Origin of the sequence: Klebsiella sp. JB_Kp031 (assembly GCF_040064295.1) — a bacterium.
Lineage (GTDB): Bacteria > Pseudomonadota > Gammaproteobacteria > Enterobacterales > Enterobacteriaceae > Klebsiella > Klebsiella quasipneumoniae.
Window position 1 is genome coordinate 303,613 of the sequence record NZ_JBEAJW010000041.1, and the last position, 20,403, is coordinate 324,015.

Below are 20,403 nucleotides of genomic sequence, written 5' to 3' on the forward strand. Positions count from 1 at the left end.
AGGAAAGGGACATGGCCTTACTGAAAAGCGCCCATGGCGGCAATATCCGCGAGGCCGCCGCCCTGCTGGGCATTGCGCCCGGCGAACTGCTGGACTTTAGCGCCAACATCAATCCGCTGGGAATGCCCGCCTCGCTCAGGCAGGCGATCGTCGACAATCCCGGCTGCGCCGAGCGCTACCCTGACGTTGAGTATCAACAGCTGCATCAGGCGCTGGCGGCCCACCATCGGCTGCCGGCGGCGCATATCCTCGCCGGCAACGGCGAAACTGAATCGATCTTCACCCTTGCCCAAGGCCTTAAGCCGCGGCGGGCAATGATCGTCATTCCCGGATTCGCAGAGTACCGGCGCGCGCTGCAGACTGTGGACTGCGAGGTGGTGGAGTATGCCCTGCAGGAGCGCGATGGCTGGCAGCTGACCGACGGGATCCTCAATGCTCTCACGCCGGCGCTGGACTGCCTGTTTCTCTGCACCCCGAACAACCCCACTGGTCTGCTGCCGGAGCGTGGCCTGCTGGAAGCCATTGCGCAACGCTGTCGGGCGCTAAATATCAGCCTGATCCTCGATGAAGCCTTCCTCGACTTTATTCCCGATCAGCCGGGGTTTATTCCCCTGTTGGCGCAGTATCCGCACGTCTGGGTTCTGCGCTCGCTGACCAAATTTTATGCTATTCCGGGGCTGCGTCTAGGCTACCTGCTCAACGCTGACGCCCAGGCGGTGGCCCGGCTGCGCGAGCGACAAATGCCATGGTCCATCAATGCCTATGCCGCTCTGGCCGGGGAGATCATTCTTCAGGACCGGGCGTATCAGCGGGCCACCTGGCAGTGGCTGCAGGAGGAGGGAGCGCGTTTCTACGCGCAGCTTCAGGAGATGGCCGGGCTGACCGTGTGGCCCGGGCGCGCCAACTACCTGTTCTTGCGCTGTGACAGACCCGATCTTGACCTGCAATACGCCCTGCTGCGCCAGCACGTGCTGATCCGCAGCTGCGCCAACTACCCGGGGCTGGATAGCCGCTATTTCCGGGTGGCGATCCGCAGCGCCGGCGAAAACGACCAGCTGCTGGCGGCGCTGCGCCGGGCGCTGGCCTGAGCCCTACTGCAGGGTGACGCCCCCCGGCACCATCGCCAGCAGATGCTGTTGCGGCCAGTGGGCGGCGATGCCGCGCTCTGCCAGCCGCCATTGCAAAAAATCCACGTCATGACGACGGCGGTCCAGCAGCAGGCCGACGACGCTGCCGCTGTGCGCCACGTTGAGGCCATACAATCCTGCGCTTTCCACCAGCTCCAGCAGCGCGTCAAACCCCGGCTTGGGCAACAGCCGCTGGCTGGCGATGGCGCTAATAGTGGCCGCTTCGCCCAGCAGCTGCGGGCTGCCATGCTGGCAGGCCTGCTGCACTTTCTCCCAGGCCAGCTGCAGCCGGGAGGCGTTAGCCAGCAGACCCGCCTCGCGCGGCAGCTGATGGTAGTCGGTGGTACGCAGCGTCAGCGGGCTCTCCAGCACTAACAGGTCGAGCGCCGGTGGCGCAGGGCAGGCGATTTGGGTAGCGGCGGTATTATGATCGAACAGCGTCAGTTGGTGGAACAGGGTGCTGTCGGTGGGCTCCAGCGCGACGCACAGACGCGCCAGCGTCGGCTCATCCAGCGCGTGGCCCAGATGATGGGCGGTGGCCACCGCGGTGGCGGCGATATCGGCGGTGCTGCTGGCCATCCCTTTGGCTACCGGGATCGTCGAGTGCAGGGTGATGCGGATCTGCTGACTCAGCGCCGCCGGGTAGCCCCAGTGGGCCAGCAGTTGGTCGACCATCGCCCGCGACAGCGGCCGCTCATCGTTGCGCGGTTTGCCGGTCTCGACCTCGACGGTGCTGTACCAGTCCACCGGGCAGGAGATCAGCTTCTCGCTGCCGAGGATCCAGCCCTGGATAAGTTCTCCGCATGAGGCGGGACATTGTGCAACGGCCACGTTTTCACCTTTCCGCTTACCTTCGCCAGGGCGCATAGTGGCACGGCGACCCGCCGGTTACCATGATTCTCCGCAAAGGGGAGAGGCGTCGTTTAGGCTGGTACCGCCAGCTCGCGCGCCTGCGGCAGCGCCAGGCGCATCACATCGCGGGCGATCATCAGCTCTTCATTGGTATTGATCACCGCCACTTTGACCATCGCATTTTCGGCCTGAATAAAGGTGGCGTTGTGCTGGTTTTTCTCTTCATCGACCGAGAGCCCGAGGAAATTCAGGTTATGGCAGATGGCGCTCCTGGCTCGGGCGGAGTTTTCGCCGATGCCGCCGGTAAAGATCAGCGCGTCGAGGCCGCCCATCTGCATAATATAGCTGCCGATAGTGGCGCGAATGCGCTCAGCAAACAGCGAGAGCGCCAGGGCTGCCTGACGATTACCGCTGTCCGCCGCCTGCTCGACATCGCGATAATCGTGCGAGACGCCGGAAACGCCCAACAGGCCGGACTCGTTATTCAGCAGCTGATTCAGCTGCTCCGGCGTTTTACCCTCATGCAGCGCCAGCCACGGTAGAATCGACGGATCGATATCGCCGCTGCGGGTGCCCATCATCACCCCAGACTGCGGCGTAAAGCCCATTGAAGTGTTAACCGAACGCCCGCCTTTGATTGCGCAAACGCTGCTGCCGTTGCCGAGATGGCAGCACACTACGCGCAGAGCGCTCAATGGTACGCCCAGCTTTTCCGCCAGCGTCGCGCTGACGTACTTATGGCTGGTGCCGTGGAAGCCGTAACGGCGAATGCCCAGCTCGCTGTAGTAGCGCCACGGCAGCGGATAGATAAACGCGCGCTCATCCAGCGTCTGGTGAAAAGCGGTATCAAACACCGCCACCGACGGCGCGTCGGGCAGCAGCTGGCGGAACACTTTGATGCCTAAGGCATTTACCGGGTTATGCAGCGGGGCCAGCTCTGCCAGGCGCTCGATTTCCGCTAAGGTGTCATCGGTCACCGGCGTCGAATCCTTAAAGCGCTCCCCGCCGTGCGCCACGCGGTGGCCGACGCCATCGATATCCTGCAAGCTCTGGATAATCCGATGGTTGAGGAGCTTTTCAAGCAGCAGGGTGACGGCTTCACGGTGATCGGCGATCGGCGCCGTCTCCTGCCATTTCTGCTCCGGCGTTTTGAGAGTCACCTGGGCGTTTGCCATGCCGATACGTTCGATTAATCCCTGGCAGAGCATGTCGCCCTGCGGCATCTCCAGCAGCTGGAATTTTAACGATGAACTGCCGGCGTTAATGGCCATGATTTTGTAAGACATAAAGGTTCCTTCGAATTCAGAAAATTCAGCACGGCATCAAGACCCAGGTTATTCAGCGCGCTGGTGATAAAAATTTGCCGGGCACCAGCCTGCCTGAGCCACTCGCCGATCAGCGATATCCGCTGCGGGTCGGCGAGGTCAGCTTTGGTGACCAGGCCAATCGTCGGACGGTTCATCGGGACGGTAAAACCCGGAGAAAACGGCGACCACTGGGCGTCGGCATTCAGCACCAGCGCGATAACGTCGGCCTCGCAGGCGCTGGTCAGCAGGGCGCTATAAAGGCAGCGGTTCTCCAGATATTCGCCCGGCGTGTCGATGGCCATCGGCGACCATTCAATCGCCTGAGTTTTCTTGTAATGGAGCGCTTCGCCGCGCAGACCCTGGGTAAGCGAGGTTTTCCCGCACTGGCTGGGACCGATAAGCATCAGACGTTTCATCGCGTTACGTCCGGGTGATAGTGCAGGTTGTAAACTGCATCATTTCACCCAGCGTGCGCGTCACCTGCTTGAGGGCATACTCGACGGCGGAAACGTCGCCGGTCAGCACCACGGCGCCGGTAAAGCGGTCAAGAAAACCAATCTCTACCGCGCCGGATTTGGTGGCGATATCGCAGGCGATAATCGACGCCTCGCTGGGCGTAATGGTGAGGATGCCAATGGCGGATACCGCATCCTGCAGGCCCAGCTTCTTAAAGAGATCTTTCCCTGGATTGGCAATCAGGTGCGCGAGGGTCACCTGTTTTCCGGGAACATATTCCTGAATCATGCGATCCGTTGTTGGCTGCCTTTCCATCATCCCTCCACCATCTGTCGCCACATCGCTTCATGCGGGCGCGGGATCACCGAGCGGTAAACCAGCAGCCCTTTTTCACCCGCGCTTTCGCTGGCTACCGTAACCGCGTTGTTGACGTCGGAAACGTCGCCCGCCACCACCATGTAGCATTTACCGCCGATGCCGAAGGCCATATGCACCCGTACCAGGGTGACGTTGGAGCCTTTCACCGCCCGGTCCGCGGCGCTGATGCAGGCCGCCACGCTCCAGGTTTCGACGATACCTATCGCCTGACGCTTATCGACGTTATTCAGGCCGCTGATGGCCGGAAGTACGCTGGGATGAATATTCGCCAGCACCAGGCTGTCGACGAGCATCTCACCGGCCTGCGACGTACCGGTTTCAATGGCCTGTTGGACAGCGCCGATATCGCCGCCAAGCATCAGTAAAAACTTCCCCGGACAGATGGTCTTGCTGACCAGCAGATTAACGTTGGCGCTTTTCAGCATCGCATCGCCGAGTTCCATCCCTTTGGCAATGCTGGTGAGTTCTAAAATTCCTATAGCCTGAGACATGGTTAACCTCTTACCACCGTGATGGCCTGTTCGCTGATGGCCGCAACCACGCCGTCGATGCTGGCGTGAACCGGCGCGCCTAACGCGCCTGCCGGGATATCGGCAACGCATTGCCCGCGGGTAACGCGTTCTCCCACTGCAACGTTCGCTACCGCGCTGGCGCCGATATGCTGGCGCAACTGTAAAGTCACTGATTCTACTGCCGGTTCGTCTTCCACCAGCGGCGCCTCCTGATACCAGGGGCTCAGCCCCAGTTTGGCGATCAGTCGCTTCACCGGCATGAGGCGATATTTCGCCATTTCGTCGGCCGGATAGAGCGGTCCTTCATAGCGCTGGTTTTGCGCGCGCAGCTCGCGTTTCAGCATGCGGTTGATGCGCATCGGCGAGATCCCCACCGGACAGGCCACGCTTTCGCAGACGTTGCATTCCGAACAGGTGAGCGCGCTCAGCAGCAGCTGGGGCGTGGCGGCCTGATGAAAGTTCACCGCCCGCACCAGCAGGTGCGGGGAGAGTTCGTGGCCGATCAGATGCCGTGGGCAGAGATCGGTACACAGGCGACACTGTTCGCAGACGGTACGGGCCACGGAAAGCACCGTGCGTTCGTCCTGCATTCTCCGCTGGATAAGCGGATGGCTTTTGGGCAGCACCAGCAGGCCGCCGGTAGTTTTGGTTACCGGGCTATCGAGAGCAGTCATCAGGCCGCCCATCATCGGGCCACCGTTAATAAAACCGGGGTCGTCGACCGTCGCGCCGCCCGCCAGCGCCAGTACTTCGCGCAGCGGCATGCCAATAGGGACGGTGATGGTGAGTGGCTTCGCGACCGCGCCGTTTACGGTCAGCGTACGGCGAGTGACCGGAAACTGCTGTTCAACCGCCCGGGCAATATTCAGTACCGTTTGTACGTTATTGACCACCACGCCGACGCTGGCAGGCAGCGCGGCGGGCGCGACCCGGCGACCGGTAGCCATCCAGATGGTCAGCACCTCATCGCCCGCAGGATAGACATCCGGCAGAATATGCAGGCGGATACCGGCAGGCAGCAGCGGGGTAAGGGCGTCGATAGCCCGGCGGTATTTTTCTTTCAGGGCAATGACCCCTTCGCGCGCGCCGGTTGCCGTCATCGCGTACTGCACGCCGCGGACCAGACGTGCAGCCTGCTGCCACATTAGCTGCTGGTCGACCTTGAGCATCGGTTCGCACTCGGCGGCGTTAACCAGAAAGATCTCCACCTGCGCCTGTAGCTTAACGTGGGCGGGAAACCCCGCGCCGCCCGCGCCGACTACGCCCGCAGCGCGCACGCGCTCGCGGATCTCCTCGGCGCTTCTGGCCATTTCAACAGCGTTGACGGCGGTACTCATAGCAGTTCCTCCAGCAGTTCCTGAATTTCCCCGGCGCTGGCCGGGCGAGGATTCGTGCGCAAGGTCACGTCAGCCAGTGCGGCCTGCACCATGGCCGGAATGCGCGCTGAGTACTCGGCACGTCCCTCTTTCAGCGCGACCGCCAGTGACGGCAGCGCACAGCGCTGCTTGAGCCGTTCGATTTGCTGGATCAGCGCATTGATCGCCGTACTATCGCTGGCGTCTGCCGGACAAAAGCCGCAGGCTTTGGCCAGCCGCGCGTAGCGTTTTCCGGCGCGCGGATGACCGGCGTTAAAGCGGATAACCGCGGTCAACAGCAGCGCGTTGGCCAGTCCGTGCGGGAGATGAAACTGCCCGCCAAGCTGGTGGGCGATAGCATGGTTAAGCCCCAGCCCCGCCTGGCTGAACGCCATCCCGGCGAGGGTTGAGGCATTGTGCATTTTCCCGCGCGTCGCCACGCAGTCGCCTTTTTCCACCGCGGTGGGCAGATACTGGAACACCAGTTTGGCGGCTTTTTCCGCCAGCGCGTCGGTAAAGTCGCTGGCGTGCGGAGAGACCCACGCCTCCAGCGCGTGGGTCAGCACGTCCATGCCGGTGTTGGCCGTAATCTGCGGCGGCACGCTGACCACCAGCTCCGGGTCCAGGATCGCCATATCCGGATACAGCGCATTGTTGAACAGCGGGTACTTAATGCCTTTATCCGGGTCGCTAATCACGCAGGCGCTGGTCACTTCCGAGCCGGTGCCGCTGGTGGTTGGTATGGCCACGCAGGTTTCGATGTTGATGCCGCTCTGCTGGCTGAACCAGACGATAGCTTTCGCCGCGTCCATTGCCGAACCGCCGCCGAAGCCGATGACCACCTGCGGACGCAGGGCCTGCATTTGCGCAATCCCCTGCACCACGGTGTGGATAGTGGGGTCCGGGGTTATCTCGCTAAAGACGCTAATGCGGTTATCTGCGGGCAACGCCTGACGCAGGGTTTCCAGCAGCGGCGAGCGCGCAAGAAAGCCATCGCAGATAATCCAGATGTGCTTGTTGGTAAAGCGCTTGAGCACCGCCAGACTGCCCTGACCGCTGTACAACCGCGTTTGTAGTGAGAAAGTCTTCATCGCGACCTCGGTTAGCGAATGGAAAAGCCGTTGGTCAGCACGCAGCGACGGGAGCGGGCAAACGTGCGCGCCGAGGTTGTCCCTTCACCGGTCGGCGTGGCGATAGTAAAGGTGGTAAAGCCTTCGCCGCCGACGCCGATCCCGGCATAAGAGGGGCCGTTCTTGACGAATATCGAGGTTTGCAGGGTGCGGGCCGCGAGGTTCAGGCGCGACACGTTCTGCGAGTGCATAATGGCGGTATGATGCAGTCCCTCTTCAACCTTCAGCGCCAGGGCCAGCGCGCTATCGAAATCGCTAACTTTCACTATCGGCAGCATCGGCATCAGCTGCTCGCTGGTGACCCACGGATCGTCGGCGTTAACCAGCGCTATCAGCAGACGCGGCGCTTTCGCCGGAACGGCGATGCCGGCCGCTTCCAGCATGGCTGATGGGCTTTTGCCGACCAGTTTTTTATTCGCCTGGCCTTCAGGCAGGCAGGCGGCCCGGAGTTTGTCAGTGTCGGCAGGGCTCAGCAGCAGCGCGCCGAAGGTTTGCATTTGCTGCACCAGACGTTCGGCGACGCTCTCCACCACAATCAGGCTCTTCTCGGCAATGCAGGGCAGGTTGTAATCGAACGAGGCGCCGTTGATGATATCTTCCGCCGCTTTAACCAGATCCGCCGTTTCATCAACGATGCAGGGCGGGTTACCCGCGCCAGCGCCAATGACTTTCTTACCGCTCTTCATGCCCATCGCCACAATACCCGGGCCGCCGGTAATGGCCAGAACCGCAATGCGCGGATGGGCCATCATCTGCTGGGTGGCTTCGAAAGTGGGTTCTGCTACGGTAACCACCAGATTGCGGATGCCGCAGCAGCGGAAAACAATCTCTTCAATCATGCTAATCAGCTTCAGTGAGACCTTTTTTGCTCCCGGATGCGGGCTGAAGTAGACGCTATTGCCCGCCGCCAGCATGCTGATGCTGTTATTAATGATGGTTTCCGTCGGGTTGGTGCTCGGTGCGACCGACCCGATAACGCCAAATGGCGAATACTCAAACAGCACCATGCCGCCGTCGCCGGTCAGTGCCGTGGTGGTGAGATCTTCCACGCCCGGCGTGTTGTCCAGCGCAGCTTTGTTTTTCAAAAATTTATCTTCTTTGTTGCCCATCCCCGTTTCATTGGCGCTCTCTTCCGCCAGGGCGGCCAGATGCGGCGTCAGCTCCTGACGCATTGCGCTAATGATGGCGCTGCGGGTTTTTAGCGGGCACTGCTGATAACGTAAGAACGCCTGATGCGCGGCATCAATGGCCTCGCTCACGGACTGAAAAATCCCTTTGCCCTGCGCCGGGTTTGGCGTTTGGGCTGGGGTTAACTGTTCGCTAAGAATGGTGCGAATAAGCGTTTCGAGTTCAGAAGTATTCATTGATGAGTTCCCACGTTAATGGCCGCGATGGCGGTCTGTGCTATATCCATGTCCTGTTCAACGCTGCCGCCGCTGATGCCAAGACCCCCAATTAATGAGCCGTCGCGCCACAGGGCGTAACCGCCGCCAAAGGTAACCACTTTTCCCTGTAAATGACTTTCCAGACCGTAAAGCGCCGCGCCCGGCTGAACGACATCGCTCAGCTCATGGGTCGCCGTTTTCATCGCCACCGCGGTCCAGGCCTTTTTCGGCGCCAGTTCGCTGCTGACCAGCAGGGCGTCCGGCATCCGCCAGGTCACGGTTTCCGTACCGTGCGCATCAACGATGCTGATAACTACCGGCACCTGCAGCAGCTGCGCGCGCTCAACCGCCGCGCGAGTGAGCTGGTGCAGATCGTGGAATGAAAGGTCCAGGGGCGTCTTCTCCTTGCTGCGGCTCGGTAGAGTGGCGGCCAGATAGCGCCGGCTCACTTCACGAATGATGTTGTTCTGGTGCGCATCGCTATCTTCCGCGCGCGCCAGGGCGTACAGGCAGTCTGACAAGCGATTGATGTAGCGCATCAGCACCTGGCGCACGTTGACTTCCGCCGCCAGCTCAACCAGTCGCCGTTCGGCCCGGCGGGCCAGCGTGCGGGCAAAATGCAGGCGGCTCGCGGCTTCGCAGCGGCCGGGTAAAATAAAACTGTGCAGCGGTTCGACGCGGGCCATGGCCCGATCGATGGCGGCTTCCAGAGCGGAAATCTCTTCGCTGCTGATGTAGCGCTGTTTCGGTGACGGCCGTTCGCTGTCGCTGGCCAGTTCTGCGCTAAACCAAAAAAGCTGCTGCTGGATGGCCTCAAGTAAGGCGCGGTGATTTTCATCCGCGGCGGCGCAGGCGCACAGGCTCAGCGCGGCGTTCAGCTCATCCAGCGTGCCGTAGGCTTCAACCCGCGGGTGGGTTTTACTCACCCGCTGGCCGGTAAAGAGTGAGGTGGTGCCAGCGTCGCCCGTTCGGGTATAAATCGCCATATTCGCTCCTTAACGTGAAAGCGTATCGACAATGCCGACAACGGCGAGGTCGATGGCCTCGTTTGGCCCGGAAAAAACGTGCCTGGCGCTGGAGCCGCCGCTGAGCAGAACCAGCTCGCCGATCCCCGCGCCGACGGAATCCACGGCGACTTCATCGCCGGAGGTCGGCGAGGCGGGAAGCTCGCCATCGGCGCTGACCCGCCGCACCAGCAGCAGCTTTTTGCCGATCAGGGAAGGCGATTTTTGCGTGGAGACAACCGCGCCCGTGACTCGTGCCAGATGCATGATTTACTCCTGCTTAATTAATTGAATATGCCGCGCCTGTGCCGCTTCGCGCGCCAGCGCGGTCACGATGCATTTGCGGTGGATAACCAGGCGACCCTGGCCCAGCTGCGCGACGTCGCGATAGCTCAGCACCGATCCTGCGTGCAGGATCAGCGGCAGTCCGCGCTCGTCGGTGAAGATCGTCGGCAGGCGCGCCAGTTTTTTGACCGGGATAACCGGCAGCAGCTGGCTGTGCAGGGTGAGCTGCACGCGGATGCCGAAAGCCAGCGCGTCGTGAATTTTCCGGGCCGCAGGATCGTCGGTTTCCGCCTCCGCAAGCTGAGCCAGCAGCGGCAGGTCAACGAGCAGGATGCGCAGCGAGGCGTGCTGACAGAACAGCGCTGGACAGTCGGCATCACGGAGCTGCGCAACGCTCAGCGTCGCCGTGCTATGGGCGCGACGCTGCAGCCTGGAGACGATTTCCTCCACAATGCGCTGCAAAACTGCGCCGTTCATCGCGGGCCTACCAGCCGGGCAAAGGCCTGCGGGTTATCAGCGCCGGCGGCGTTGGCTTCATCGGTATCAATGTGCATTTCGAGGCGCATGTCCGGTGACACGCGAATCGCCACGTTGTCGAAAATCAGCCCGCGCTCGTCGCCTTCAATGGCCACGGAGACCCTGTCGCCGTGCGAGACCCGCAGGATCAGCGCATCGAGCGGCGACATATGGATATGCCGCTGTGCGACGATAACCCCTGTCGAGAGTTCTAGCTCGCCAAAAGGGCTGACCAGACGGATGCCCGGCGTCCCCTTCAGATCGCCGGACATTCTCAGCGGCGCCGCCACCCCCAGGGTTCTGGCATCGGTACGCGAGATTTCCACCTGACTTACCGAGCGCAGCGGGCCGAGCAGGCGCACATTTTTAAGCTGCCCCGTCGGCCCTACCAGGGTGACGGTTTGCTCCGCAGCGTACTGTCCCGGCTGCAGCAGCGCTTTTTTCTCGCTGATGGGATGACCGGGAAACAGGCGTTCATAATCCGACGCCGACAGGTGGATATGACGATTTGAAACCCCCAGCGGAATGGGCCGCAGACGCATCTCGTCGAGGACTTTACTGACCGTTGATTCGAGAAGCTGTTTATCCATTACGCTTCACCTCGCTTGCCGGGATGAATGCAAAGGGTGCGCGGCTCGCCCTTCTGGCGTGGACATTTTGGATCCAGGCACAGGTTGCAGCTCACCACGCCTTGTTGCTGGAGGGGCTCTTCTGCTGGCGCTTCAGAAACGACATTAGCCGTCTCTGACTCTTCAGGCTCAGATTTTATGACGGAGGGGGGAGGGGTCTCTGCTGGCAGGATCCCTTCTCCGGGTCTGGCGATGACTTTATGAGCCACCAGACCGTTTCGCTGTTCGGCAAACTGTGCACCGGTGGTGATAGCCGCCTGTACTGAGGCCACATCACCGGTAATTTTAATGACCATCCAGCCTGAACCATTGGTCTTTTCGAGGGCGACCAGCGTGATAGAAGCGGATTTCGCCATGATATCGGCGCAGCTAATAGCCAGTGCCAGACCACAAACTTCAAGTAATCCCAGTGATTGCTTCACGCGGTGCTCCTTATTCGCCATCAATCAGGCTGATTTCGGTAAAATGGCCTCAACGTCGCTGTGCGGACGCGGGATCACGTGGCAGGATTTCACTTCACCCACCACGCTTGCCGCCGCGCTGCCCGCATCCACCGCCGCTTTGACCGCGCCGACATCGCCGCGAACCATGACGGTCACCAGACCCGAGCCAATTTTTTCGTAGCCGACCAGCTGCACGTTGGCCGATTTCACCATGGCGTCGGCAGCTTCAATGGCGCCTACTAACCCTTTTGTTTCAACCAGTCCCAGTGCGTTATTCATACTGCAGTTCTCCTGTTGCTTAGCTATTCAGATCCCGGAAAGGGATCCCTTTGACCAGCCGTGCCGCGTTATTACCGGTATTGCGATGGGCCTGACTGTCCTGATGATGCATCAGCGTAAAAAGCGGCGCCGATGCGGGTAAATTCTTGTAGTGCACGACCAGCGTATGGCGATCGCAGGCGATGCCCACCAGCAGCGGCGAGCTGCGCGCCGCCTGCCAGGCGCTGTCCACGACATCCCCGGCCGGGTGATGCTGGAGCATGAAAGGAATGCCTTCCTCTTCAATGCCCAGCAGCACTTCGCGCCACAAGCCGTCGCAGCCGTCGATGGCGGTAATGACGATGGCCGGGGCGGTGTGATTACTGTCCATGCGCAAACTCCTTATGCCAGGAGAGAATCAGACCGGTGGCCACCGCGTTTCTTGGGCCTTCGCTGCCGCGAATATTTCCTCGCCCGGCCACCAGCCGGTAGTGCGCTAGCGCATCGGTGACCAGCTGCGGAACTTCGAAATCCAGCGACGAGCCACCGACCAGCACCACGAACGGAATATCACGAATGTTGCCGGTCGGGCTGACCTGGCGCAGCGCGCGCAGGGCGTTGGTGACAAAGACGCGCTCTTTGGCGCTGCGGCGAATGGGGCGCACTTTTTCCAGCGCTAAGTCGCCGGGTAGCGGCACCAGTTCGTCCGGTTTCACCACGCAGACGCGGGCGAATACGGCGGGGGGCAGCGGCGTGGAGAAGAACTGCACGCTGCCGTCCTCGTGGCGTAAATGAAACAGACTTTCCACCTTCGCCAGCGGGTATTTCTTGATCTCTTCCGCCAGATAGCGATCCTCCAGCCCCAGCTCGCGGGCAATGATCATCGTCACCATATCGCCAGCTCCGGCGAGGTGAGTGGCGATGATTTCGCCTTTGGGGTTGATGATGGAGGCATCGGTGGAGCCTGCGCCGAGGTCGAGGATCGCCAGCGGACGCGTGGTGCCGGGGGTGGTCAGCGCGCCGAGAATGGCGGCTTCGGCCTCTGCGCCGCCGATCTGTACGTCGATATTGAGCTTCTGCTCGATCTCGCGGGCAATCATCGCCATCTGCAAACGGTCAGATTTCACCATGGAGGCGATGCCCACGGCCTGCTCCAGCGAGAACTCCCCGGCAAGACCGCCGGTGACGCTCACCGGAACCGAGGTGTCAACGGCCAGCAGATCCTGAATGAAAATCTCGCTGCTGGGCTTGTTGGTCAGCTCGGCCATGGTCTGGCGCACGTGTTCCAGCATGCCGCCGATATTGGTCCCCGACTCGCCGGTGACGTTATCGAGTTTGCGACAGCCGTCGACCGCTTTCATGATGGCTTCGGCGCCGGCGGCGACATCCACGCGCACGGTTCGGCCCTGAGCCAGCAGCTCCAGGTTACCGGCGGGTATCGCCCGCGCTTTGACGTCGCCGGATGGCGTTTTGACCACCACGGCGGAACGGTTGCCAATCAGCGCGCGAGCCATCGGCACGATGTTTTTCGTCTCATCGGCGTTGAGGTTAAATACGGTGGCGATGCCGTAGGGGTTAGAGAGCGTTTCGATGACCTTCCCCGGGACGGCGACCTCAATTGCCGCCAGCATCCCCAGCGGAATGCGGTCGATGTACAGCACTTCGTCAACGATCGGCAGCGGTTTTTCCAGCCGGTTGCTGACCAGCACGCCATCGTCACGTTGCAAAATGACGCCGGTAATCTGATATCCGGCGCGCAGGGAAGCGTTAATCACGCTGGCGATATCGGCAAAGTCAAACGCCGACGACACCACCAGGATATAGGGCGCGTCCGCCGGGCGGGTTAACAGCTCCTGCGGCGTAATGGTGATGCCCACGCCAAGCCCCGCGCCGCCGGGCGTTTTCGGGTTATGGCCGATCATGGTTGATTCGGTGATGATGGTTTCGGTAATGGTTTCCATCGCCACATCGCCAATCACCGGCGTCGCTTCGTTAATGCGGATGAGCGAAATATCGCTGACACTGATCCCCGCGCGCTTTGCGACCAGCGCGAGGGCCTCCTGAATGCCGAACACGTTACGCAACGTGCCTTTGATCCCGGTGGTTTCCGCCAGCGCGCTGTGCGTAATCGTCAGCGCGCCAGCCTCATTCAGGGTCGCCAGGGCGACTTCCGTCGATGAGTTGCCGATATCAATGCCAGCTATATATCGCATCACATGCCCCTGTAATTAATCGTCGCCCTTGAGTTTTTTACGCTCGACGTACAGCGTTGCCGCTTCGCGAACGAAAGCGGCGCAGATCTTCGCCTGGTAGCGGCTTTCGAGATCGTCGGCGATCGTCAGCAGCTCCTCTTTCGTCGAGCGATAGGGGCGGAGGGCGTTGTAGATTTCAAGAATGCGATCGTCCGGTACCGCGGTCAGTTCGGCGGCGCGTTCGAAGTTCATCGCCAGCCGGTCGCGGCCCGCGTCCCTGGCGATAGAAGCCTGTAAGCGCAGCGTTTCCGGGGTAATACGCATATCCTGAGCGGTGACTTTATTGCTCAGCACGTTTTCCAGCGTAAAGTCGTCCAGCGTTTTATTGGTGGCGGTTTTCACCCATTCCGGGTGCTTATTCGCCAGCGGGTAGTCGCTGACCTTTGCGCTACGGGGCGCGCCGCCAGCCGCCGGAGCCGCCGCTGGCGCCTCGCCCTGCAGGCTGTTCATACGGCTTAATACGTCGCGCACCATCGATTCAATTGCGTCGGTATTCATGGAGTTATCCTTTATCAAAGCGCCACGCGCAGTTCCTGCGGGTTTTTGCCCGTCACCACGTACTTGGTCTCTTTAATGTGCAAAATGGCCGATTTCGCCTGGTATTTTGGCCGCGCCATCTGGTCGTTCAGCGTCGGGACCGGCTGCGGCGATTCGCGTTTCGCATAGCGGGCGGCGTTCTTACCAATCTGACGATAGGTTTCCAGGGTCAGCAGCGGCGCCTGGGGGAACAGCTCCAGGTTAGAGAGCGGCGGCAGGCCCTGCTGGTGGATAACGGTGGTGCCTTTTGACTGGATGCCGATAGAGATGCCGGAGCCGCTCAGGCGGTTGCCTTCCACCGCCACAAAGGCGACATCCGAGGATTTAAAGCAGCGGATCACGCGCGCCTTAATGCCTTCTTCTTCAATACCGGCAATCACTTCGCGCAAAATGCTCTTATGCGGTATGCCGACGATATTGACGGTCTGCACCAGGCCGAAAGCCGGGCCGACGGCGATAATCACTTCGTCCTGCTGCGTGCCCTGACGCGCTTCGCCGACTTCCGTCAGGAAGCCGTCGGCAGCAGGCGCGGTTGCCTGCGGCGCAGTCGAGGCCGCCGGCGCATGAAACGAGACCGGTTTATCGCTGCCCTTCATTTCGCTAAGCACTTCTTCAATTATCAGGCGCAGCAATTTTTCATTAATTTCCATTTCTCACCCCTTAATCAATCTCGTTGGGATCAAGAGCGCCAGGGATGTTTTTAATCTCTTCCCAGCGTTCGCCCTGCAGGCGATAGCCCGTTGCCGGACCGGCATAATCGTTAACGTCGTTGACGGCTGACAGCACCTGCCCATCGCCGACGATAATTGCGGAGGTATGCAGATAGTCTCCGGTCAGCTTGGCTTTCTGGATGTTGAGCATGTCCTGGGCCACGTCGGTGAACCCGCCCTGCGCCAGCGCTTTCACTACTTCCAGGCCGTTGCGGTTTTTATTGATGATTTCCTGGGCGAACTTGATGTCTTCGACGATGTTGCGCTCCGGCATATCTTTCGAACCGTGGGCGTAGGTCGCGGCTTCCACTTCTTCATCGGTAATCGGCGGCAGCCCCATTCCGGCAAAAACGGCCTGCAGCGCGCGGGCAGCCTTATTACGGATGGCGATAACATCTTCTTCGCGAACCGGACGCAGACCGCCGTCCACCTTCAGGTCGCGCTGGATGACGTTGTAGTCGTCAAAGTCTTCGGCATCTTCGTTGGAACCGGCGAACATGTTGTCGTAGTTCGGCACCGCGGAATAACCGGAGGAGATAAAGTCGGTCCCCGGCAGAAACTGCATCAGCAGGCGCGCGGTACGACGCATATCGGAGTGGGTGAAGGTCTGGTCGTTACTGGAGGCGCACTCCAGATCCAGCGACGAACAGATCAGGTTTTCCGCCAGCACAGCGCGAATGCCTGACGGCACCGCAGACGGTACGCCGATGCAGCTTACCGAGCCGTTTTGCAGCCCCTGAACGCCGGCGGCTTTGGTGATGTAGATGCAGCGCGCTTCCAGATAAAGCATGGATTTACCTTCGGCGTAGCCCATCTGCACTTCGGAGCCGGAGCCGGAGGTGAAGCGCATTTTCAGGCCGCGAGAGGCGTAGGAGGAGGCGAGGAAGCCCTTCGACCACGGGGTGTCGTCGCCGTCGGTAAAGACCGGTTCGGTACCGTAGACGGAGATGGTTTCGGCGTAGCAGGTGTGGCCCAGCATGCCGAGCTTGAGCTCGGTGGCTTCTTCCAGCGAGCACTGAGTCAGTACGCCCGGGCGGCCTACCTGAGAACCGACCAGCAGGGCGATGGCGTTGAATGGCGCATAGCGCGCTACCGCAACGGTGGTTTCCTGTTCGTCAAATCCGCGCCATGCGCCTTCGGCGGCGTCGGCGGCAATCTGTACCGGGTTATCTTTGACGTTGGTGACGTGCGCCTGCTGGGACGGGGTGCGGCGGGCGCGCATTTTCTGCATCGCCATCATCATCTCAACGACGTTCATATGCGAAACCACTTCGACAATTTTTGCCGGCGTCATCGCGGTGGTCAGCGGGACGATGTCGCTGCGTTTAACGTTCGGATCGCAGAGCATATTGGCCAGTTTGACCGAATCCATCGCCATCACTTCTTCGGCGCGATTCAGGTTGATACCGTAGCGGGCGATAAAGTGGTCGATCAGGTCAAAATCGCTCACCGGTTTCCCGTCCAGCTCGGTCACCGCGCCGTTAACGATTTTTATCGACGGTTTCGGATCGTTCGGGCTTTCCATCGCGATAAAGCCTTCTTCGATCCACTCCTTAACGAAGCCGTCCTGATTCACAGGGCGTTTCGCCAGTGCTTCAAATCTTTTCGATCTCATGAATCAGCCTCGCGGGTATCAGATGTAGGAGGGGCGATCGTTTTTCGGTTCAGCACCGAGGGTCGCAAGGACGGTTTTACCGATTTCGCGCGCGGAGGTGACTGCCTGGCGGACCGCGCCGGAGTCGCCGGAAATCACCAGGATGGCTTCGTTACTGAAGCTGGTGCCGTGCGCCGGAGAGCTATACGCCACGACTTCTACGTTGGCTGACTTCAGGGCGGTATCGGCCATCAGCACGCCAACGGAGGCCGGTGCGCCGACGATAATGCCGCAGGCGCGGCCAATCGGCGCGCCGAAGGCTTTTTCCAGGGCGTAGCTGGCGCGGGCGGTGTACTGCAGCTCGATATGTCCGGCTTCATTGCCGTAAACATCGCCAAAGGTGCGATCGAGCTCTTTCAGGGCGACTTCGATACCGCGCTTAACATCGGAAACGTCGTTGCCGCCTAAAATAATCAGCGAACCGTGGCCCGCGCCGCCTTTGGTATCGCGTGGAAGCTCAATGCTGACCACTTCGGTGTTGGTGGCTTTCACCGCTTCGTCCGCCGCCATAATGTGCGGGCCTGCGCCGGTGCGGGCGCCGAGAATGCCGATGGAGCGATAGCGTTTTTCAAGCTTCATCGCGTCCAGCAGGGCGGTATCGACGTTGGCGATCACCAGGCCCAGGGTGTCGCCAATGGCGGTCCCGACAAATTCCGTTAAACTGCAGCTTTTTTCTGCCATAGCTGTCTCTCGTATTGGATGGTTTTCAGTAGGGATGGCCTGCTGTTCCGGCGTTGCCACACGGGCAATCACCTGAGCCATGATCTGTTCAACCAGCTCATTGCTGCTCATTGGCTAATTCCCTTCGGTAAGATTTTTTCTACATCGGTGTGAGGGCGTGGGATGACGTGTACGGCTTTCACTTCTCCCACGTTACGTGCGGCGGCGGCACCGGCATCGGTGGCCGCTTTCACCGCGCCAACGTCGCCGCGCACGATGACGGTGACCAGCCCGGAGCCAATCTTTTCATAGCCCACTAACATCACATTGGCTGACTTAACCATTGCATCAGCGGCCTCTATGGCTGCGGTTAAGCCTTTGGTTTCTACCATTCCTAGTGCTTCTTGTTGCATAAAGACCTCGCATGGAGTGTTCCGATAGTGGGGACTATAAGAAGATGCGAGGAAAAAGAATGGCTGACTTCAATGTGATGGTGAAAAAATAGTGGGTATTGGATAATATAAAATTGTCTTTTATTTATTTAAGTGTTTGATGTTAATTGTTATTTTTATTTGTGTTGATGTGATTATCTTGTTTTTTATATTCCATATTTACAAATTTGTTCATGACAATTTCAATTTTATCTGCTATGCGCGAGAAACTGATTTGTGATGTTTGTTGGAAAACGATGAGCTGGTTTTAGCAATATTTTTGCATGCCATGGTGGTGGCATAATGGCGAAAGCCGCGCGTGAGCAATGCAATTCTGCGTTATTTAATGACAATAATTTGTTATTGATGCCCGAATTTTCCGGAGGCTGCCGTCAGCAGGTTGCCAACAATTTGCGGACGGGAGTTTATATAGTGGTGCCCGCTGTACTCTACTGCCAGCAGGATGTTGGCTGGTCAGGACACGAACTCTGCTAAGAAGGTGTCATAATGAATGATTCGTTAAAAGCGCAATGTACCGCCGAGTTTTTGGGCACCGGGCTATTTTTGTTTTTCGGCATCGGCTGCCTGAGCGCGTTAAAAGTGGCGGGAGCCAGCCTCGGACTGTGGGAGATATGCATTATCTGGGGGCTGGGGATCTCGCTTGCCGTGTATCTGACTTCGGGGATCTCCGGCGGCCATCTCAACCCGGCGGTGACCGTCGCGTTATGGCTGTTTGCCTGCTTTCCCGGACGAAAAGTTTTCCCCTATATCGTTTCACAGGTTGCCGGCGCCTTTGGCGGCGCGGTGCTGGCCTATGTGCTGTACAGCACGATGTTTACCGAGTTTGAATCCGCCCACCATATCGCGCGGGGCAGCGTAGAGAGCCTGAAGCTGGCGAGTATTTTCAGCACCTACCCGGCGGCATCGCTGAGCATCTGGCATGCGGCGCTGGTTGAAGTGGTGATCACCTCCATGCTGATGGGGATGATTATGGCGCTGACCGACGACGGCAACGGCGTACCGAAAGGGCCGCTGGCCCCGCTGCTGATCGGCCTGCTGGTGGCGGTCATTGGCGCTTCAACCGGGCCGCTGACCGGCTTTGCAATGAATCCGGCGCGTGATTTTGGGCCGAAGCTGTTTACGTGGATGGCGGGTTGGGGCGATATCGCGATGACCGGCGGAAGGGATATACCGTACTTTATTGTGCCGATTATTGCGCCGCTGATCGGCGCCTGTCTCGGCGCGGCCATCTATCGTTATCTGATTGGTAATAATCTACCGTGTAATACCTGTAAATTAGAGGATTAATGCATCCGCTGAAATAGCGAAAAATTTTCATGAACCGGTATCACGAACTGGCTAAAAACGTCTCCCACGGATGGGAGACTTTTGCTATCGTAATATTCTTTTATCGTTGGCGGTAAATGATGATGAAAGGAAGTGAATATTAAAGAAATGTTTTATTTATAACAAAAAATTAACTGAGAGGTTTTATCATGATTTCTGCGAGCACACTGAACTCAGAACTCATTAATAAAATCGCACAGGATTTTGCGCAGGCCACCAGTCTGGCGGTTGTGGTTGTCAATATTCACGGTGATGAAATATCTGAACTGTTTAACTTCACCCCTTTCTGCCAGCTGATGCGCCAGCACCCCCAGCACAGCTCCCGCTGTCGCATGAGCGACCGCTGCGGCGGCCTCGAGGCCTCGAAAACCGATGCGCTCTGTATCTACCGCTGTCACGCCGGGTTAACCGATTTTTCCATTCCGCTGGTTATCGCCGGGCACCTTGTGGGCTTTGTGCTCTGCGGCCAGGTTCGTCTGAGCAACGATATCGAACTGGTGGACATCCTTAACGTGGATGACCGCTGGCAGGACGATCCGGCGCTGGTTCAGGCGTTCCGCGATGTGCCTGAGATGGACTATTCGCGGGTTATCGCCTCTGCGGATCTGCTCAAGCTGATCGTCGAGAATTGCCTGAAAAAACAGCTTAACTTCGTGGTTATCAAGGATAACCCGCCGCAGAACGACCCGGCGCAGAGCAGCCGGGCGGCCTCGCCGCACGATGGCAAAATGAAGAAGGCGCTGCGCTATATCGACGCGCATCTCTCTGATGAACTGCGTCTGGAGGAGGTGGCGGCGCACGTCTATCTCAGCCCGTACTACTTCAGCAAATTGTTTAAAAAATATCAGGGGATCGGCTTTAACGCCTGGGTCAATCAGCAGCGGATGGCGAGCGCAAAAGAGCTGCTTTGCCACAGCGACTGGAGCATTGCCAGCATTGCGCGGAATTTAGGTTTTTCGCAAACCAGCTATTTTTGTAAAGTGTTTCGCCAGACCTATCAGGTAACGCCGCAGGCGTTTCGTCAGCAAATTAATGCCGGATCACAAACTGAGTCATTTTAAATGACAATATTTTGCTATTGCCGATTTTTGATATCCCGGAGTATCTTCATCATTATAAAATGAAAAAAACGACAGTAGAGCAATAAATTGTCATAGCGCAACAAAATAATGATA

Annotated in this window: 24 protein-coding genes; 3 read left to right on the forward strand and 21 right to left on the reverse strand. The window is 59.3% G+C overall.

Annotation, left to right across the window (positions count from 1 at the left end):
* Positions 1-11: 11 nt before the first annotated feature.
* Positions 12-1,088, forward strand: coding sequence for a threonine-phosphate decarboxylase CobD (gene cobD / locus ABLV64_RS22845; RefSeq protein ID WP_348843147.1), 1,077 nt, complete (start codon positions 12-14; stop codon positions 1,086-1,088).
* Between the two features lie 3 nt (positions 1,089-1,091).
* Here the strand turns inward: cobD and ABLV64_RS22850 are convergent, their stop codons facing one another.
* The 21 genes from ABLV64_RS22850 to pduA form a co-directional block, all read right to left on the reverse strand.
* Positions 1,092-1,958 carry an L-threonine kinase gene (locus ABLV64_RS22850; RefSeq protein ID WP_135730586.1) on the reverse strand — a complete coding sequence of 289 codons (867 nt, stop codon included), beginning with the start codon at positions 1,956-1,958 and terminating at the stop codon, positions 1,092-1,094.
* A 92-nt stretch (positions 1,959-2,050) separates the two neighbouring features.
* Positions 2,051-3,265, reverse strand: coding sequence for an acetate/propionate family kinase (locus tag ABLV64_RS22855; protein WP_048326454.1), 1,215 nt, complete (start codon positions 3,263-3,265; stop codon positions 2,051-2,053).
* Positions 3,220-3,702 carry a propanediol utilization protein PduV gene (pduV, locus tag ABLV64_RS22860; RefSeq protein ID WP_200927791.1) on the reverse strand — a complete coding sequence of 161 codons (483 nt, stop codon included), beginning with the start codon at positions 3,700-3,702 and terminating at the stop codon, positions 3,220-3,222. Before pduV ends, ABLV64_RS22855 begins: the two co-directional genes overlap by 46 nt.
* Before the next feature lie 4 nt (positions 3,703-3,706).
* Positions 3,707-4,057 (reverse strand): propanediol utilization microcompartment protein PduU, encoded by a 351-nt coding sequence (gene pduU / locus ABLV64_RS22865; RefSeq protein WP_004205469.1) that lies wholly within the window; start codon positions 4,055-4,057, stop codon positions 3,707-3,709.
* The gene (gene pduT / locus ABLV64_RS22870) at positions 4,057-4,611 is read right to left on the reverse strand and encodes a propanediol utilization microcompartment protein PduT (protein WP_049115775.1); all 555 of its coding nucleotides are present in this window, start codon (positions 4,609-4,611) and stop codon (positions 4,057-4,059) included. The genes pduU and pduT overlap by 1 nt, the downstream gene beginning before the upstream one ends.
* Positions 4,612-4,613: 2 nt before the next feature.
* Positions 4,614-5,969, reverse strand: a complete 1,356-nt coding sequence (pduS, locus tag ABLV64_RS22875; RefSeq protein WP_348843146.1) for a cobalamin reductase PduS — start codon at positions 5,967-5,969, stop codon at positions 4,614-4,616.
* Complete coding sequence (gene pduQ, locus ABLV64_RS22880) at positions 5,966-7,078, reverse strand: 1-propanol dehydrogenase PduQ (protein WP_217324702.1); 1,113 nt, start codon at positions 7,076-7,078, stop codon at positions 5,966-5,968. The genes pduS and pduQ overlap by 4 nt, the downstream gene beginning before the upstream one ends.
* Positions 7,079-7,089: 11 nt before the next feature.
* Complete coding sequence (pduP, locus tag ABLV64_RS22885; protein ID WP_016809893.1) at positions 7,090-8,481, reverse strand: CoA-acylating propionaldehyde dehydrogenase PduP; 1,392 nt, start codon at positions 8,479-8,481, stop codon at positions 7,090-7,092.
* Entirely contained in the window at positions 8,478-9,488 is a 1,011-nt protein-coding gene (pduO, locus tag ABLV64_RS22890; RefSeq protein ID WP_217324703.1) for a two-domain cob(I)yrinic acid a,c-diamide adenosyltransferase PduO, read from the reverse strand. The genes pduP and pduO overlap by 4 nt, the downstream gene beginning before the upstream one ends.
* 9 nt (positions 9,489-9,497) lie before the next feature.
* Positions 9,498-9,773 carry a propanediol utilization microcompartment protein PduN gene (gene pduN, locus ABLV64_RS22895; protein WP_000549823.1) on the reverse strand — a complete coding sequence of 92 codons (276 nt, stop codon included), beginning with the start codon at positions 9,771-9,773 and terminating at the stop codon, positions 9,498-9,500.
* 3 nt (positions 9,774-9,776) lie between these two features.
* Complete coding sequence (gene pduM / locus ABLV64_RS22900; RefSeq protein WP_217324704.1) at positions 9,777-10,268, reverse strand: microcompartment protein PduM; 492 nt, start codon at positions 10,266-10,268, stop codon at positions 9,777-9,779.
* Positions 10,265-10,897, reverse strand: a complete 633-nt coding sequence (locus ABLV64_RS22905) for a phosphate propanoyltransferase (protein WP_217324705.1) — start codon at positions 10,895-10,897, stop codon at positions 10,265-10,267. The genes pduM and ABLV64_RS22905 overlap by 4 nt, the downstream gene beginning before the upstream one ends.
* Positions 10,897-11,379, reverse strand: coding sequence for a BMC domain-containing protein (locus tag ABLV64_RS22910; RefSeq protein WP_217324706.1), 483 nt, complete (start codon positions 11,377-11,379; stop codon positions 10,897-10,899). The genes ABLV64_RS22905 and ABLV64_RS22910 overlap by 1 nt, the downstream gene beginning before the upstream one ends.
* A gap of 3 nt (positions 11,380-11,382) precedes the next feature.
* The gene (gene pduJ / locus ABLV64_RS22915; RefSeq protein ID WP_001057755.1) at positions 11,383-11,658 is read right to left on the reverse strand and encodes a propanediol utilization microcompartment protein PduJ; all 276 of its coding nucleotides are present in this window, start codon (positions 11,656-11,658) and stop codon (positions 11,383-11,385) included.
* A 19-nt stretch (positions 11,659-11,677) separates the two neighbouring features.
* Positions 11,678-12,028, reverse strand: coding sequence for a propanediol dehydratase reactivase beta subunit PduH (pduH, locus tag ABLV64_RS22920; RefSeq protein ID WP_023319057.1), 351 nt, complete (start codon positions 12,026-12,028; stop codon positions 11,678-11,680).
* A complete protein-coding gene (gene pduG, locus ABLV64_RS22925) occupies positions 12,018-13,850 on the reverse strand; it encodes a propanediol dehydratase reactivase alpha subunit PduG (RefSeq protein ID WP_217324707.1) in 1,833 nt (610 codons plus the stop codon). Before pduG ends, pduH begins: the two co-directional genes overlap by 11 nt.
* Before the next feature lie 15 nt (positions 13,851-13,865).
* Complete coding sequence (gene pduE, locus ABLV64_RS22930; protein WP_004205482.1) at positions 13,866-14,387, reverse strand: propanediol dehydratase small subunit PduE; 522 nt, start codon at positions 14,385-14,387, stop codon at positions 13,866-13,868.
* Between the two features lie 14 nt (positions 14,388-14,401).
* A complete protein-coding gene (gene pduD, locus ABLV64_RS22935) occupies positions 14,402-15,076 on the reverse strand; it encodes a propanediol dehydratase medium subunit PduD (protein WP_348843145.1) in 675 nt (224 codons plus the stop codon).
* Positions 15,077-15,086: 10 nt separating this feature from the next.
* The gene (pduC, locus tag ABLV64_RS22940; RefSeq protein WP_124989458.1) at positions 15,087-16,751 is read right to left on the reverse strand and encodes a propanediol dehydratase large subunit PduC; all 1,665 of its coding nucleotides are present in this window, start codon (positions 16,749-16,751) and stop codon (positions 15,087-15,089) included.
* Between the two features lie 18 nt (positions 16,752-16,769).
* A complete protein-coding gene (gene pduB / locus ABLV64_RS22945) occupies positions 16,770-17,582 on the reverse strand; it encodes a propanediol utilization microcompartment protein PduB (RefSeq protein ID WP_004205485.1) in 813 nt (270 codons plus the stop codon).
* Positions 17,579-17,863, reverse strand: a complete 285-nt coding sequence (pduA, locus tag ABLV64_RS22950; RefSeq protein WP_001183618.1) for a propanediol utilization microcompartment protein PduA — start codon at positions 17,861-17,863, stop codon at positions 17,579-17,581. Before pduA ends, pduB begins: the two co-directional genes overlap by 4 nt.
* Before the next feature lie 525 nt (positions 17,864-18,388).
* Between pduA and pduF the strand changes: the two genes are divergently transcribed.
* Complete coding sequence (pduF, locus tag ABLV64_RS22955; protein ID WP_217324709.1) at positions 18,389-19,189, forward strand: propanediol diffusion facilitator PduF; 801 nt, start codon at positions 18,389-18,391, stop codon at positions 19,187-19,189.
* Between the two features lie 188 nt (positions 19,190-19,377).
* Complete coding sequence (gene pocR / locus ABLV64_RS22960) at positions 19,378-20,289, forward strand: regulatory protein PocR (protein ID WP_004205486.1); 912 nt, start codon at positions 19,378-19,380, stop codon at positions 20,287-20,289.
* The last annotated feature ends 114 nt before the right edge of the window (positions 20,290-20,403 follow it).